Below are 15,225 nucleotides of genomic sequence, written 5' to 3' on the forward strand. Positions count from 1 at the left end.
GTCAACATTTGTCAACAAAGGCCGTTTACGGCACTTACAGTTCGACGTAAGACCGTACGGGCTCTCCGGTGCGTCCCAGGAGGGCGCGGACCTCCTCGGCCTCCGGAACCCGGAGCTCGCCGTACAGGTCGAGGGCCAGCCGCGCGTGCTCATGGGCCCGCGCCGGGTCCCCGAGCGCGAGGTGGGCGCGGGCCAGACCGTCGTGGGCGCGCGCCTGTTCCGGCCGGTTGCGCGTCAGGTCGGCGAGGGCGAGCGCGGCCGTGTGCTCCTCCACCGCCCGGACCGGGTCTCCCGCCGCCTCGGCCAGCCCGTTGAGCGCGGACGCCTCGCCGGCGGTGTCGCCGAACCCTCGGTGGAGAGCCGCGGCCTGCTCGTGGTGGGTGCGCGCCCGGACGAGCTCACCCTGGTGCCGCAGGACGACGCCGAGATGGTCGAGGGTCGTCGCCTCCCCGGCCGGGTTGCCGATCTTCCGGTGGAGCTCCAGCGCCAGGTCGAGGTGGCGCCGGACCTCCTGCGGACGACCCGTCCGGTCGAGGACGAGGGCGAGGATGCCGAGCACGTGGGCCTCGCCCCACGTGTCGGCGCCGATCCGGGTGAGGTCGAGCGCCTGCCTGAGGTACCGTTCCGCCGGTTCGTCCTGCCTCCGCCGCAGGGCCACGTTGCCCAGGGTGAGCAGGGCCCGAGCCCGTTCGGCGGTCTCCTCGCACACGTCGAGGGCCTGGTGCGCGTGCTCCTCCGCCCGCTCGTACTCGCCGAGCCGCCAGTGCGTCCACGCCAGGTCGGTGAGCGCCCGCGCCTCGAACTCGCGGCGGCCGAGCGCACGACTGCGCCGGAGTGACAGGGTGTGGAGGGTGAGCGCGTCGTCGTGGTGCGCCTGCCGGTCCAGATAGGGGCGCATCGCCAGGGCCAGCATGCCGAGGCAGATCTCCGGCCCGTGGACGGCGGTCGCGATGATGTTGGAACGCTCGGCGTCGAGCCAGGCGATCGCCTCCGCGGCGTCGCGGACGGGCGCGATCGGGGTGTCCGGCCGGGGGATGCCCTCCCGCTCGCTCAGGCTGTCGGGGAAGAGCAGGTCCATCGCCGCGCGGGCGCGGTGCAGGTAGTAGGTGAGCAGCCGCAGGACGGCTCCGTCGTCCTCGGCGATCGAGCGCGCGTGCTCGCGGAGCAGGTCGTGGAAGGTGTACCGGCCCGGTTCGAGCTGCAGGATCATGTGGGCGTCGAGGAGACCTTCGAGGAGCTCCTCCGCCTCGTCCTCCGGGATTCCCGCCAGCGCGGCCGCGCCGCGGGCGTCGATGTCACGACCGGGCACCAGCCCGAGCAGGCGGAACATGCGCTGCTCGGCGTCGTCCAGCTGCTCGTAGGAGAGGGTGAAGGCCGCCGACACCCCGTCCAGCAGCCGACGGCGCTCCCGCAGCCGGTCCGCCAGGTAGGAGACGGTCCAGCGCGGCCGGTGCTGGAGGCGGGCGGCCGAGAGCCGGATGGCCAGCGGGAGACGCCCGCAGAGCCGCAGCACCTCGCGTACGGCGTCCGGCTCGTGGCGGGCGCGTTCGCCCACGATCCGCTCGAACAGCCCGGCGGCGTCCTCCTCGCTCGGCACGTCGACCGAGAGCGCCTGGGCGCCGTCCAGGTCGACGAGCCGCCGCCTGCCGGTGACCAGGACGAGGGTGTCGGAGTGCCCCGGCAGAAGGGGACGCACCTGCTCGGCGTCGAGGACGTTGTCCAGTACGGCGAGCACCCGGCGGCCCGTCAGCTCGGCGCGCCAGAGGGCGCCCCGCTCGGCGGATGAGACCGGGATGCGGTCCGCGGGCACCCCGAGCTGGCGGAGGAGCGCCTCCAGCGCGGAGGCGGCGTCGAGCGGCTCCCGGCCCGCGGTGTGGGCCAGCAGGTCGATGAAGAGCCGGCCGTCCGGGTAGCGGGCGGCCAGCCGGTGGGCCGCGTGGACGGCGAGCGTGGTCTTGCCGATCCCGGCCATGCCGTCGATCGTGACGACCGCCGGCCCGCGCCGCTCGCCGACGAGCCGCTCCAGCTCGGCGGCCCGCCCGGAGAAGTCGGGGATGTCGTAGGGCAGGAAGGTGGAGCGGCGTGGCGGCCCGGGAACGACCGGAGCCGTGCCGGCGAGGCGCAGGGCAGGGTCGTCCGCCAGGACCGCCCGCTCCAGCTCGGTGAAGGCGTGCCCGGGGTCGAGGCCCTGTTCGTCCGCGAGAGCCGTACGGTACGCGCGCGCCGCGGCGAGGGCGTCGGCCTGCCGTCCCGCCCGGTGCAGGGCCAGGACGAGATGGCCGTTGAGCTTCTCGCGGAGCGGGTTGACGGCCACCTGGGCGGCGAGCCCGTCGAGCAGGTCGCCGTGCCGCCCGGCGGCGAGCTCGTCCTCCACCAGGCGCTCGTAGGCCGAAAGGCGCCGGTCGTTCCAGAGCTCCCGGACGCCGTCGGCGTAGTGCGCGTGCACGTCCTCCAGCGCCTCGCCGCCCCACAGGTCGAGGGCCTCGCGCAACGCGCCCGCGGCCACCAGTCCGGTGAACTCCCGCGCGTCGACCTGCCCGGGCTCCGGCCGCGCGACGTAGCCGCCGGCACGCGTCTCGAGCAGCTCCGCGGCTCCCGCGCCGCGCAGCACCCTGCGGAGCGCGGTGATCGAGGCGTGGATCTGCGACCGGGCGGTGTCGGGCCGGTCGTGGCCCCACATCGCCTCGATCAGCCGCTCGATGCCGATCACACGACCGGCGTTGAGCAGGAGGTAGGCCAGCACGGCGCGGTGACGCGGGGCGATGCCGGTCAGGGGTTCGCCGTCGTGGATCACCTGGACGGGGCCGAGAAGAGTGAACCGCAGCATCGTCCCCCCATGATCACCACATCGTGCGCGCATCGCGAATGTATCAACCCGGTCGGACAACCTGATCTCACACGAACCGAGGGTCCCACCCGGACCGAGACGGAGGAGACACGATGGAAGCCCGGATGAAGAACCCCGCCACGATCATCCCCGCCGCGATGAAGCCGATCATGGAGCTGATGCGGGCCGCCCAGTCGCAGGGGCTCCCCCAGGAGCTCATGGAGATGATCCACCTGCGGGTCAGCCAGATCAACGGCTGCAGCTTCTGCGTCGACACCGGCTACAAGAACCTGCGCAAGCTCGGCGCGAGCGACGAGCGCGTCGGCCTGGTGTCCGCCTGGCGCGAGGCCCCCTACTACACCGACGCCGAGCGGGCCGCGCTGGAGCTGGCGGAGGCGTCGACCCGGCTGGCCGACCGCACCGACGCCGTCCCCGACGAGATCTGGGACAACGCCACCGCCCACTTCGACGAGCGGCAGATGGCCTCGATCCTGCTGATGACCGCCGTCACCAACCTCTTCAACCGCCTGAACGCCCCGATCCGGCAGGTCGCCGGCAGCTGGTGAACCCCGCCCCCGCACGGGGGGACACCTGAACCGGAGAACCGGAGGACCGCCTGCCCGCCCCGGGGTTCCCGCGCGAGAGACCCCGGCACGGGCGGCCCCCTCCACCGAACCACCCCTCACGTACAGGAGACACAGGCATGTCCGTCGTCCGCTCGCACCGCTACTCCGTCGCCGACACCGACCTGGAGGAGTTCCTCGCCCGCCGGAACTCGCTGATCGCGACCGTCCGGGAGGGGCACCCCGGGCTCACCCGCACCGTGCTGGTCCGCCTTGAGGACGGCACCTACACCGACACCTGGCACTGGGAGACCGCCGAGCAGATGGGCGCCGCGTTCGCCGCGCTGCCCACCTTCCCGGAGGCGCCGCTGACCATGGCCCTCACCAGGGACGCCACCGCCCTGAACGGCCGGGTCGTCGACGAGCGCTGACACCGCACGGGCCTCGCCGGGTCCTCACCGTCCGGTGCCGGGACACCGCTCACGCGGCCGTCCCGGCGCCCGGGGCGCCGCCGGGATCCGGCCGTTCGTCCGCCACGAATCGCCTTGGTCCCGGGAGAGGAAGCGCCGGCCGTACGGCTCCACGGCTCAGGGCCGCGTCAGGAAGTCCGCGAGGGCGCCGCGGCTGCGCTGGAGGCCCTCGATGCGCTCGTCCATGGCCGTCAGCTCCCCGTTCAGGATGTCCCACAGCTCCGCGCACCAGTCGAAGTCCGGGCGCTCGCCCCGCGCGCACGGCAGCGCGATGCGGATCACCTCGGTGGTCAGGCCCGCTCTCAGCAGGGCGCGGATCTGCCGCACCGTGACCACGGAGTCGTCGGCGTAGTGGCGGTAGCCGTTCGGCCCGCGCCCGGCATCGAGCAGCCCCTGCGTCTCGTAGTAACGCAGCAGCCGCGTGCTGACTCCGGTGCGCCGGGACAGCTCCCCGATCAGCATGCGACCCGCTCCCAAGGTTGACCTTCACACTGATGCGAAGCCCTAACGTCGTCCCACGGGCGGGCATTCCGGACGGACCGCCCGCGATCCGTTTCGTCTCGCACCGCTGGAGCACCTCATGTCGTCCTTCGTCGCCCACCTTGACGGCCGTACGGCGAGCGCCGGCGAACTGGCGCCGCTGGCCTTCGCGGGTTACGCCCACTTCACCGCCATGCAGGTGCGCGACAGCCGGGTACGGGGCCTCGACCTGCACCTGGAACGCCTCCGCTCCGCCTCGGTGACGCTGTTCGGCCGGGCACTGCCCGACGACCGGGTGCGGGCGTGCCTGCGAGCGGCGGTGCAGGCCGGGCCGGCCGACCTCTCGCTGACGGCCACGGTGTACTCCCCCACGGGCGAGTTCACGACGGCGGGAGCCGATGTGCCGCTCGAAGTGCTGGTGCGCACCAGGCCGGCCGTGTCCGGCCCCTGGGCGCCGCTCGCGCTGGCGATGGTCGAGCACGAGCGCTTCCTTCCCGCCGTGAAGCACGTCGGCGAGGTGGCCAAGACGTACCTCCTCCGCCAGGCCGTCGATCAGGGCTTCGACGACGCCGCCTTCGTCGACCGCCGGGGGCGGCTCAGCGAGGCGACGATCTGGAACCTGGCCTTCTGGGACGGCACCGCCGTGGTGTGGCCCGAGGCCGAGGTGCTGGACGGGATCACGATGGGCATCGTCCGCCGGCGGCTGGACCACCTCGGCGTGCCCCAGCGCGTCCGGGAGGTCACGCCCGCCGACCTGCCGACACTGGCGGGGGCCGTGGTCATGAACTCGTGGACCCCAGGAGTGGCGGTGCGCCGGATCGGCGCCGTGTCCCTGCCCGACGCGCCGTCCTTCATGGAACTGCTGCACCGGGCCTACGAGTCCGAACCACTCGTCTCGCCGTGAGTGCCCGTCCGGCCGTCTCTCCCGATGAGGCCGTCCACCACCATCCGCCGGACTCACCGATGTCGACCGGCCTGGCGGCACACGAGGCCGGTCACGGCCGGCCGGGCGGCCCCAGGAGAGAGTGAACGTCGTTCCCGGTGGCCGCGCTCCCGGAGCCTGCACCCCGAAACGCGGTCGCGCGTCTCGCATATGCAGTGATCGACTGTGGAGCGGCCCCGGCAGGCAGGAGAGACGGGGGAAAGACGCGCGGACAGGGGGTGGGCCGCGCGACCGTGCTCTACTGTCCGCCGGGGAGCTAGGGGACACGGCGAGGAAGGGGTAACGCCCTTCCGGCTCCCTCCTTGCCGGCGGACTTTCCGCCTCGCCGTGCCCGTCTCAGCGACCGACGTAGTCGGCCAAGACCTGTGCGGCGCCCTGAAGGTCGCTCACCGGGTGACGCTTCTCCGCGGACCGCCAGGAGTAGTAGGCCCCGCCGTACCCGACGAACACCCACACCGGAAGACCGGCACCGCCGGGACGGTGGACCATCAGGGCACTGTCGTCGTCACGCAGCTCGGCATGGATGCCGTGCTTCAGCAGCTCATCGCGCAACCGGGTGAGCGCGAACACCTCGCGCTGCCGACGCTGGTACTCGGTGAAGGCCGCAGTGGCCTGCATGATCGGATTCATCCGACGCTCCCTCCGGCCCGGCCGCCCGCGAGGCGATCCAGACATTCCTGTTCTCCATACCTGTCGTGGTCATCACTGCTCCCTTCGAGGACGAGCGCACGGCGCGAGCCGAATGGGGTTCCACGTCCCCGGCACGCAGAGCAGGGGCATGTCTCCCTGTTCCCCTCCGACCGAGTCGCCGCCGGCCATCCCCTCGTTGTGATCCGCGTCCCCTGCGGCCGGACGTGGGTTGACGTACCGTGATTGCCTGATGACAAGTCCACCGTTGGCCGGGACGTCAAGGGACCCCCGCATGCCCCCCTCCCCGACCCCCTCGCCGAGAGGAAGGTCCTTCATGTCACAGAAGGCGCCCAATGCCCTGTTGCGGGCCTGGCGGAGTGCCCACCGGCTTACGCGTGTGGAGATGGCTGAGCGGATCAACACCACGGCGACGGGCATCGCCGAACGCTTGGCGTGTGACGAGGAGCGGATCCGCCGTTGGGAGACCGGAGAGGTCAAGTGGCCGAGTACGCCGTACCGGTTGGCCCTGACTCAGCTCACCGGTCTGTCACCGGATGAACTGGGTTTCATACGCTCACAACGAGATAAGGCGGGGATGGCCCAAAGATCCACGCCCTTCATCCGAGACGCGTCGCCGGAGATCGACGAGATCGCGGACATCATGGCCTGGCTGAATCGGGGCAGCCGTCACGCCGATGCCATCGGGGAAATCGAACAGGCGGCGGCATCCATGGCCGACGCACACACCGAGGTCCCTCCCAGGAACCTGCTGTGTCATGTCAGACGCGTACATCGTCAGGTCCGTGACCTGATTGACAGACGTGACCTCGGATTCCGCCAGACGCGGGATCTGTTGCGGATCGACGCCGACCTGATCGCCCACGCCGCCGTACTGCTCGGTGACATCGACCGCGACCAGGCAGCCGAAGAGTACGGTCGGCTCGCCGTCCGGCTCGCCGAAGAAGCCGGTTCCAATCCCGGGCCCGCCTGGTACGCGCGTGCCAAGACGGCGCGATGGCAGGGCCGCTACATCGAGGCCGCCGACCTCGCCCGGCGCGGATACGACGCCACCCCTGCAGGCCCGATGAAACAGCAGCTCGCATGGTATGAGGCCAACTCCGCGGCCCTGTTCGGAGACGCCGGGCGAGCCCGTGAGGCCGCCCACCGTGCCGACATGCCCAATGTTTCAGGGAGAACAGCGGACTCTACCCGCTCTGTCTGGTCCTTCCCCGCGCCCCGGCGGACGCTCTTCAGCCTCGCGGTGGCCGTACGAACCGGAGATCCGGACGGTGCCCTGCGAACGGTCGCCCACACCGACCAGGCGACGGCCGCGGGTGACCGGCCCGCCCCCGCCAACTGGGCACAGATCAGAGTCACCGCGAGCATCGCCCATCTACTCAAGGACGACCTGGCCGGAGTCATCCACGAGACCACACCCGTCCTGGCCATGCCGCCCGAGCTACGTCTGACCACGGTCACCGGCTATCTGGAGGACCTGTCCCATCGGCTTGCCCGTTCCCGTTTCGCCGACAGTGCCGACGCCGTACGACTCAGACAACAGATCCGCGATTTCAAGGCCGCCGCGCTACCGGATGAACCCGTCACGGAGAGCGCATGAGCCCCCTCCCCGCCCGGATGGAAGACCGCTGGGCTCATCGGCCAGAGCCCCGGCCGGGTGAAGGCGTGTTCTACTGGCACCTGCTCATCGGCCGTTATCCGCAGGTCCGCGCGATGGCTCAGGAAGCACGGGACCGGCTCGCTCCCTTCTCCGGCCTGCACTACACACCCGCCAAGTGGCTGCACATGACCGCACTCGTCGTCGGCCCGACCGGCAGCGTCTCTCTCGACCAGGGACACACGATGCTCACCGAGGTATCACGCCTGCTTGCAGACGTGCCACCCGTCACCGTGACGCTGGGCCGCATCCTCTATCACCCACAAGCGATCATGCTCGGCGTCGAGTCCGCCTCCGAGTTGAAACCCATCCGCGACGCCGTCCAGACCGCCGCCGAAACCGTCACCGGCCGTCAAGCACACACCGGAGGCGCCGCTCCCTGGACCCCCCACGCCACCATCGCCTACAGCACCGCCGACCAGCCCGCCGCCCCGCTGATCGAAGCCCTGGAAACGTGCCTCCCTCCGCGTGAGCTCACGCTCGACTCCGTCAGCCTCGTCATCCAGCACGGCCCCGAACGCCTGTGGGACTGGCAGCACGTCGGCTCCGCACTCCTACTCGGCGAAGGTGACGCCCTCTGACGGGGACGGGAACCGAGCGGCTTCAGACCGGTTGTACAACCAGAAGAGATCTTGATAGGCGACTCGCCGGATCGGCGAGGCGGCGAAGGGCATCGCAGGCTATTTCATGAACTCTCGCGCACCACGCAGCCTGGTCCGCAGATGCCGCCGAGTCAGACCGCAGTCCAGTCGCACATCGACCGGCCCGGGCAGGCCGGTGTCGGCGCGCCGGCCGGTCGGCAACCGGGCCGGATCGAATCCGTCACGCCGTGCGATGAGACATCCCAGCTCGTACCGGCTCACCGCGTCCGCCCCGGCCACGTGGTGGATCCCCGCGCGATCGGAGCTCGCGAGCTCCAGGAGAGCCGCTGACAGGTCACGGACATGCACAGGACAGCGCATGTCGTCGGTGAACAGCACCCCGTCCCTGCGGCCTGCGGCCAGCGAGCGCACCAGGTCCTCATGGGGAGACCCGCCGTCACCGATGATCAGAGACGTCCGTGCGATCACTGCGGTGGAGTCGATCACCTGCACGGCCGTCTCCGCGGCCGCCTTCGCCGCTCCGTACGGGGTGACCGGATCGGGAACGCAGTCCTCGGTATAGGTGACCGCCTCACCGGAGAAGACGGCGTCGCTGGACACGTGCACCAGACGTCCGCCGTTCCCGGAGGCCGCGACGGCCACATGAGCGGCGCCCATGGCCGTCGTCACCCAGTCCGATTGGCGGAAGGCCGCGTTGACGACGACATCGGGGCCGAACTCGCCGATCAGAGCGGCCACGGCCGTACGGTCGCGAACGTCGAGCGGCAGCCGGTCGGCAGACGCCATCGATGGGGCCATCACCGGGAGAAGTCTTCCCCTCGTCAGCCATGGTTTCAAGGATCCCATCAGAAAGGCCGGAGAGGCCGCTCCCCCAGATGAGACATCTGCGATGTCGTCGGAACACCGGTCCCGTACTCACTGACCGGGCGGAGGAGATGCGGGGCCGGTCATGGACGGCTGGGCGTCGGCGGGCGTGTGGGGAAGTCGCGCAGGGGGCGGAGCGGGCCGAGCAGCAGGACGATGATGGAGAGGAGCTGGACGGCGGCCATCAGCCACATGGTCCCGCGGACGCCGACCGCCTCCCCCAGCACGCCGCCCAGCAGCCCGCCGAGGGGGATCGCGCCGTAGTTCAGCGCCGACGTGCTCGCGGTGATCCGCCCGAACAGCTCCGCCGGGCAGTACCGCTGGCGGAAGGTGGAGGTCAGGATGTTCGAGGCGACGATGCCCGCGCCCGCGCCGAAACCGGCGGCGGTGAAGGGCACCAGGCCCGTGCCGCCACTGCCGGCCGGGCCGAGCAGCAGCATCGGCGCGGCGAACGCCTCGCACAGCAGGAACCCCCGCGCCGTCCCGAACCGGGCGGCGATCCGGCCGGCCAGCGCCGCCCCCAGCAGGCCGCCCGCGCCGGCCAGGGCCAGCACCAGGCCCACCTGTCCGGGCTGGGCGCCGAGGTCGCGGGTCAGGAACACGACCTGGATCGACTGGTAGCCCATGAGTGCGATGTTGGACAGCGCGCTGAAGACGGTGAGTGTGCGCAGGTACGGGTCACCCACGACGAACCGCAGCCCGTCGCGGATCTCCGCGCGCAGCCGCCGCCTCGCCGTACCGCCCCCGTACGCTCCGCTCGCCGTGCCGTCCCGGCGCGGCTCGTTTCCCCCGCCACCTCGGCGCGGCTCGCCTGCCGTGCCGTCCCGGCATGTTTCGCGTGTGCGGATGGAGCGCAGGCACAGTACGGCGACGCCGAAGCTGAGCGCGTCGGCCAGCACGCCGCTGACCGCGCCGAAGCCCTGGGCGAGCAGCCCCGCCAGCCCCGGGCCGGCGACCTGGGCGGCCGACTCGCCGCCCTGGAGCCTGGTGTTGGCCGCGAGCAGCCGCTCGTCTCCGACCAGGGCGGGGAGGTATGCGCGGTAGGCGAGGTTGAAGAACACCTTCGCCACACCGCCCACGATGGCCGCCACGAGCAGGTGCGTCATCGTGAGCACGCCGGACCACGCCGCGACCGGCACGCTCGCGAACACCGCCATCGAGACGGTGTTGCACGCCAGCATCACCGGCCGTTTCGGCAGGCGGTCCACCCACGCACCCGCGGGCAGTCCGACCAGCAGCCACGGCAGCCAGGCGGCCGCGGTCAGCAGGCCGACGGCGAAGGTCCCGGCGCGCAGCGTCACCACGGCGACCAGCGGGAGCGCCACACCGGCGACGGCGCTGCCGAGCATGCTCGTCGTCTCGCCGATCCACAGCAGCCGGAAGTCGCGCGTCCTCGGCGGACCGTTCCGTACGGCCTGCGTGGCGGCCGCCGCGGTCACGGCTGCCCGGGAACGGCGCGGACGGACAGGAAGACGAGCTCGCGTTCCTGCCCGTCGTCGGGGATCTCCCGGTCCGCCAGTGAGGACAGCAGGGCGAAGACCTTCTCCTCCAGCTCGGCGAGCTCGGCGACCGACAACCTCGCCCAGTGGTCGGTGGTGAACGCGGCCCGCCGCCACGGCTCGGGGTGGTTCTCACGCTCGGCGAACCACTGCCGGACGAGGGCGGTCTGCCGCTCCAGGACCAGGGACTCGGCCGCCGCCGCCACGGGGTCGTCGGGGAAGTCCGCCGACGACCAGCTGAGGACGCCCGGCGATCTGCGCCACCAGCGTTCCCGGCGGTCGCGGGCGAGCTCGGGGACCTCCTCCACCAGCTCGCCCGCGGCGAGGACCTTCAGGTGATGGCTGATGTTGCCGACGGCCTGCCCGGTCCTTCCGGCGAGCACGGACACCGTGGAGGGGCCGTCCACCCGCAGGATGTCCAGCAGGCGCCGGCGCAGCGGGTGGGACATCGCGGCCAGCACCTTCGAGTCGCGCACCTCGCGCACCTCGTGTACTTCGTCCGCCGCGCGGGCTTCCGGCGTCCCGTCCGCCGTACCGCTCGTCTGATGATCACGCATCACCCCACCGTAAATGCACAAGAGTCATTGTGCAATGTCTCTTGTATATATGTCCGGGGCACACCGGCAAGTGATTCCGGACCGGACGGCCGGCGGCATCGTCACCGGCCGGCCGGCATGACATGCGCGGCGGTCAGCGCGGTGCGCCGTGCAGTTCCAGGGCGCGGGAGACGACCGTCTCCGCGGGCCTGCCGAGCACCTTCTCCAGGTCGGGGGTCTGCCGTTCCAGCGCACCCGCGCGCACCTGGGCGTTGATCCAGCTCATGGCGGCCGGACCGGCGTCCGGGACCTCCCGGTACGGCACCCCCAGCGCCTCCGCCACCTCCGGGTGGCTCCACAGCGGGCCGGTGAGGTCGTACGCCCGGCCCAGATGCCCCTCGCCCGTCAACACGTTCGCGGCCGCCTCGGCCAGATCCGACCGGAACGCGGTGTTCAGGCCGCGCCCCCCGGTGCTCGCGGTCAACTCCCCGCCGGAGACCCGCGGGACGAACGCGTCGCCGTAGAAGGGGTGCCGCAGGATCGTGTACGGCAGGCCGCTGCCGAGGATGGCCTGTTCGGTGGCGTGGTACGCCTCGGTCAGGCCGGTGGCGGCGGTGTCGGCCCCCAGGAAGCTGGTGAAGACGACGGCGCCGACGCCGGCGTCCTTCGCGGCGGCCACGGCGGCCAGGTGCTGCCCGGTCCTGCGGGCGGTGTCGAGCTCCGGGGACGAGATCAGCAGCAGGCGGCCGATCCCGTCGAAGGCCTCACGCAGGCTCGCCGGGTCGTCGTAGTCGCCGCGCCGTACCGGGACGCCCTCGGGGGCCCGTCCGGGGTCGCGCACCACGGCGGTCACCTCCGTCCGGGTGCGCAGGTGAGCGATGACGAGGCGGCCGAGCGCGCCCGAGGCGGCCGAGACTGCGATCAACGGAGGACTCCCTCTGCGTGCGGCGGGCCCTCAGTGAACTCCCGGCGGGAGGCGCGTCGCCACTCGTTTTCCGGGCGGATCGTTTTCCGGGCGGAGACCCCGTCTCGGCCCTCCGCTCCTGAACGCGACCCCAGCCGCCGCTCGCCGCCGCCCAGAAGACGGGCGCCCGATGGGCCGGCTGTCAGGCGGCAGGTTGCGGCGACCCGGCTCGGGAACCGCTGAGCAGGAGGCCCCCGGCGAGGGCGACCGCGGCGGCGGTGGCACCGTGCACGCCGAAGGCGGTTGCGGAGTCTCCGCCGGAGAGCAGCACGATGAACATGTCGCCGATCGGGGTGAGCGCCGCAGCCACCATGACCCAGCCCAGGACGCGACGGTTGCCTGTCGCCAGGACCGCGAGGATCACCAGACCGGACACCAGATCCCGGATTCCCTTGACGGCGAGGAATCCCGCGCCCTCGTCATGTGGCCAGCTCGGCAGGCCGAAGTTGGGCGCCATGGACTGAGGAGCCAGCAGGTAACTCACCCCGACATAGCCGATGAACAGGGCGCCGACGACTGCGAGGACAGTGCCGACCGTGGTGCGAGACAGCGGTTTCGTGGACATTGAGAGATCTCTTTCAAGGACGGTGGGGGTCAGGACGCCTGGCGGTCGCGGGTCCAGGCGGGGTGTCCGCGAGGTGTCACCAGGCGGGCAGGTCGATGGCGGTGGCGGCGCGGTGGATCGGCTCGACGACCTTGGCCATGATCCGCTCCTTGCCGGGCAGCAGGTTGACCAGACGCAGCATCAGCATCGACATGCGGACCTGGGAGCGGCTCGACAGGACCATGCGCTTGATGTTGGCGGTGCCCAGGGCCTGGTTGGCCGCGACGAAGGACCGCATCCGCGCCTCGTACGCGGGGAAGGCGGCGGTGTGGTCGCCACCGGCCCGCTTGAGCTCGCCCGCCAGCACGTACGCGCCGACCAGCGCGAGACTGGTGCCCTGGCCGGAGGCGGGTGAGGCGCAGTAGGCGGCGTCGCCGACCAGGGCGACCGGGCCGGCGTGCCAGGTGTCCATGCGCACCTGGCTCATGGAGTCGTAGTAGAAGTCGGGGGCGCCGGTCATGGCCTCCAGCAGGCGTGGCACCTCCCACCCTGATCCGCGGTAGGCCTCGGCCAGCGCACGCTCCTGCTCGGCTCGGTCGCCTGCCTTGCCGGTGGCGGCCCACAGGAACATGGCCTTCGCGCCGGCGTCCTGGCGGGTGCTGTAGAGCAGCGCCGTGCGGCCGGGGCCGACGTAGGTGAGCTCCTCGCAGTCGAGCCCGAGGTGGTTGGGCACGCTGAAGATCGAGACGTTGTAGCCCATGTCGTGGACGAAGCGCTCCTCGGGGCCGAAGGCCAGGGCGCGGGTGTTGGAGTGCAGCCCGTCGGCGCCGATGACGAGGTCGAAGTCGCGGACGAGCCCGCCGGCGAAGGTGACCCGGGTGCCGTCGATGGCGGCGATCGAGTCGCCGAAGACGTACTCGACGCCGGCGGTCGCCTCGTGGAGGAGCCGGGCGAGGTCGCCGCGGTGCAGTTCGGCGTCCTGGTGGACGCGGCCGCCGAAGCTGTCGCCGTCCATGCTGGCCACCCGGCGGCCCTCGCCGTCGACGACCGAGCCGGCGCGGACGTCGGTGCGCAGGGCGCGGATCTCCTCCAGCAGGCCCATCCTCTCGACGACGTCGAGGGCGGCGCCCCGGATGTCGACCTTGTAGCCGCCTTCGCGGATGTCGGCGGCGCGCTCGACGACGGTCGGGGTGAAGCCGTGCTCGCGGAGCCAGTAGGCCAGGGTCATGCCCGCCATGCTGGCGCCGGAGATCAGGATGTTCGTCACGCCACGAATAGTACATATGTGTTAGACACATGTGCAAGACGGCTGTGTAAGCTCGGGTCCATGGGAAATCGAGAAGATCTTCTGGAAGGCGCCAAGCACTGCCTCTACGAGAAGGGCTACTTCCGCACGACCGCGCGTGACATCGCCACGGCCGCGGGGGTCAGCCTGGCCGCGATCGGCTACCACTACGGCACGAAAGACGCGCTGCTCAACGAGGCGGTGGTGGAGGCGATGCAGGAATGGGCCGACGACCTGGGCCGGGCGCTGGCCGGGCCGGGAGACTTCGAGACGACCTGGGCCAAGGTCATCGAGTCCTTCACCCGTGCCAGGCCACTGTGGGTGATCCAGTTCGAGCTGGTCGCGCACATGGCGCGCACCCCCGAGATGCGCGAGTCCTTCGCGGAGGCGGGACGGCAGGCCAGGCTGGGGCTGGCGGAGCTGTTCGGCTCCGACTCCGAGAAGGTGGGAGCCGTGATCCAGACCCTGGTGGGCGGCCTGGCGGCGCAGTGGCTGGTGGACCCCGACGGCGCGCCGGATCCGGCGGACCTGCTGGAGGGCTTGCGCGTCCTGATGGGGCCCGCGCCGATGCCGTCCGAGGGGTGAGGCCGCGCACCGCAGGCGGTGACGGCGCGGCGGATCACGGCTCGCCGTGGTGATGCCGCCGGGCCTTCGAACATGAACTCGCCGGGCACGGCGTCAAGCGGAGGGCCGCCTCACGGCCGGGCGGCTATGGCCGTCATCTCCGTCGCCACGCGCACCGGCCACCGCTCTGGAGGCCCGGCCCGAACTCCCCTACGATCGACGCCGGCCCCCGGCAACCGCCCGCAGAGGAGTCGCGCCCATGGCCAACCGCTTCGGCGACGGTCCTCGTGTCCTGAGGCTCTCCAACGGCGCGACCGACGCGTTCCTGTCCGTGCTGCAGTTCGCCCTGTCCGACCTGGCCGCCGACCGATGGGAACGGGCGCTGGCGCAGTGGATCGCCTGGCACGACCAGAACCTCGCCGGCCGCGGCTGCGTCGGCTTCGACCTGAAGGAGATCGCCTGGGACCCGGCGGAATTCCCCCGGCAGAAGGCGTTCCTCCTGCGCGCCATCGACCTGGCCGGCACCCGCCACCGCTGGGACGAGCTGTGCTACGACCCGGCCCTCGCGGAGCCGCACCTGCGCGCGTACCGGGACATCGTCGAGCGGTTCGAACTGCCCGCGCGGTACGGCCCGTCCGGGACGTGGAGCTGGCCGGGCGCGGACGACGAGGAGACGTTCTGCCCCGCTCACGGCGTCCACTGCTCCGAGCTCGGCTGGTGCCGGGTCTGCGACGACCGCACGCCGGGCCCGAGGACATGAACCCGCCGCCCGGCGGCGC

Annotated in this window: 16 protein-coding genes; 7 read left to right on the forward strand and 9 right to left on the reverse strand. The window is 71.7% G+C overall.

Annotated features, from left to right (window positions below; all coding sequences use genetic code 11):
* Window positions 1-34 precede the first annotated feature (34 nt).
* On the reverse strand, window positions 35-2,827 hold the full coding sequence (locus tag ACFYSC_RS17670; RefSeq protein WP_389962231.1) for a BTAD domain-containing putative transcriptional regulator: 2,793 nt from the start codon (window positions 2,825-2,827) through the stop codon (window positions 35-37).
* Window positions 2,828-2,940: 113 nt separating this feature from the next.
* Here ACFYSC_RS17670 and ACFYSC_RS17675 point away from each other — a divergent pair, with 113 nt between their 5' ends.
* Both ACFYSC_RS17675 and ACFYSC_RS17680 read left to right on the forward strand, forming a co-directional pair.
* A complete protein-coding gene (locus tag ACFYSC_RS17675; protein ID WP_389962233.1) occupies window positions 2,941-3,393 on the forward strand; it encodes a carboxymuconolactone decarboxylase family protein in 453 nt (150 codons plus the stop codon).
* Window positions 3,394-3,530: 137 nt separating this feature from the next.
* Window positions 3,531-3,821, forward strand: coding sequence for a hypothetical protein (locus ACFYSC_RS17680; protein WP_389962236.1), 291 nt, complete (start codon window positions 3,531-3,533; stop codon window positions 3,819-3,821).
* A gap of 156 nt (window positions 3,822-3,977) precedes the next feature.
* Here the strand turns inward: ACFYSC_RS17680 and ACFYSC_RS17685 are convergent, their stop codons facing one another.
* Window positions 3,978-4,322, reverse strand: a complete 345-nt coding sequence (locus ACFYSC_RS17685) for a MerR family transcriptional regulator (protein WP_389962239.1) — start codon at window positions 4,320-4,322, stop codon at window positions 3,978-3,980.
* Between the two features lie 118 nt (window positions 4,323-4,440).
* Between ACFYSC_RS17685 and ACFYSC_RS17690 the strand changes: the two genes are divergently transcribed.
* The gene (locus ACFYSC_RS17690) at window positions 4,441-5,244 is read left to right on the forward strand and encodes an aminotransferase class IV family protein (RefSeq protein WP_389962242.1); all 804 of its coding nucleotides are present in this window, start codon (window positions 4,441-4,443) and stop codon (window positions 5,242-5,244) included.
* A 375-nt stretch (window positions 5,245-5,619) separates the two neighbouring features.
* Here the strand turns inward: ACFYSC_RS17690 and ACFYSC_RS17695 are convergent, their stop codons facing one another.
* Window positions 5,620-5,913, reverse strand: coding sequence for a hypothetical protein (locus tag ACFYSC_RS17695; RefSeq protein ID WP_389962245.1), 294 nt, complete (start codon window positions 5,911-5,913; stop codon window positions 5,620-5,622).
* Window positions 5,914-6,316: 403 nt separating this feature from the next.
* Here ACFYSC_RS17695 and ACFYSC_RS17700 point away from each other — a divergent pair, with 403 nt between their 5' ends.
* On the forward strand, window positions 6,317-7,531 hold the full coding sequence (locus tag ACFYSC_RS17700) for a hypothetical protein (RefSeq protein WP_389962248.1): 1,215 nt from the start codon (window positions 6,317-6,319) through the stop codon (window positions 7,529-7,531).
* 65 nt (window positions 7,532-7,596) lie between these two features.
* A complete protein-coding gene (locus ACFYSC_RS17705) occupies window positions 7,597-8,169 on the forward strand; it encodes a 2'-5' RNA ligase family protein (protein WP_389962251.1) in 573 nt (190 codons plus the stop codon).
* Between the two features lie 99 nt (window positions 8,170-8,268).
* On the opposite strand, the gene ACFYSC_RS17710 is transcribed toward ACFYSC_RS17705, so the two are convergent.
* From ACFYSC_RS17710 to ACFYSC_RS17735, 6 genes are all read right to left on the reverse strand, one after another.
* Window positions 8,269-8,976: an SDR family oxidoreductase gene (locus ACFYSC_RS17710; protein WP_389962254.1), complete on the reverse strand. Its 708-nt coding sequence runs from the start codon at window positions 8,974-8,976 to the stop codon at window positions 8,269-8,271.
* A 161-nt stretch (window positions 8,977-9,137) separates the two neighbouring features.
* Window positions 9,138-10,493, reverse strand: a complete 1,356-nt coding sequence (locus tag ACFYSC_RS17715) for an MFS transporter (protein WP_389962257.1) — start codon at window positions 10,491-10,493, stop codon at window positions 9,138-9,140.
* Window positions 10,490-11,110, reverse strand: a complete 621-nt coding sequence (locus ACFYSC_RS17720; RefSeq protein ID WP_389962260.1) for a helix-turn-helix domain-containing protein — start codon at window positions 11,108-11,110, stop codon at window positions 10,490-10,492. Before ACFYSC_RS17720 ends, ACFYSC_RS17715 begins: the two co-directional genes overlap by 4 nt.
* 133 nt (window positions 11,111-11,243) lie before the next feature.
* The gene (locus ACFYSC_RS17725; protein WP_389962263.1) at window positions 11,244-12,014 is read right to left on the reverse strand and encodes an NAD(P)H-binding protein; all 771 of its coding nucleotides are present in this window, start codon (window positions 12,012-12,014) and stop codon (window positions 11,244-11,246) included.
* 181 nt (window positions 12,015-12,195) lie between these two features.
* Window positions 12,196-12,618 carry a DUF4267 domain-containing protein gene (locus tag ACFYSC_RS17730; protein WP_389962265.1) on the reverse strand — a complete coding sequence of 141 codons (423 nt, stop codon included), beginning with the start codon at window positions 12,616-12,618 and terminating at the stop codon, window positions 12,196-12,198.
* A 76-nt stretch (window positions 12,619-12,694) separates the two neighbouring features.
* On the reverse strand, window positions 12,695-13,864 hold the full coding sequence (locus tag ACFYSC_RS17735) for an FAD-dependent monooxygenase (protein ID WP_389962268.1): 1,170 nt from the start codon (window positions 13,862-13,864) through the stop codon (window positions 12,695-12,697).
* A 60-nt stretch (window positions 13,865-13,924) separates the two neighbouring features.
* On the opposite strand from ACFYSC_RS17735, the gene ACFYSC_RS17740 reads away from it, so the two are divergent.
* Both ACFYSC_RS17740 and ACFYSC_RS17745 read left to right on the forward strand, forming a co-directional pair.
* Window positions 13,925-14,467 (forward strand): TetR/AcrR family transcriptional regulator, encoded by a 543-nt coding sequence (locus tag ACFYSC_RS17740; protein WP_389962271.1) that lies wholly within the window; start codon window positions 13,925-13,927, stop codon window positions 14,465-14,467.
* Between the two features lie 238 nt (window positions 14,468-14,705).
* On the forward strand, window positions 14,706-15,206 hold the full coding sequence (locus ACFYSC_RS17745; RefSeq protein WP_389962275.1) for a hypothetical protein: 501 nt from the start codon (window positions 14,706-14,708) through the stop codon (window positions 15,204-15,206).
* Window positions 15,207-15,225: the final 19 nt, after the last annotated feature.

This window comes from Streptosporangium sp. NPDC004379 (assembly GCF_042873875.1).
Classification (GTDB): Bacteria; Actinomycetota; Actinomycetes; order Streptosporangiales; family Streptosporangiaceae; genus Streptosporangium.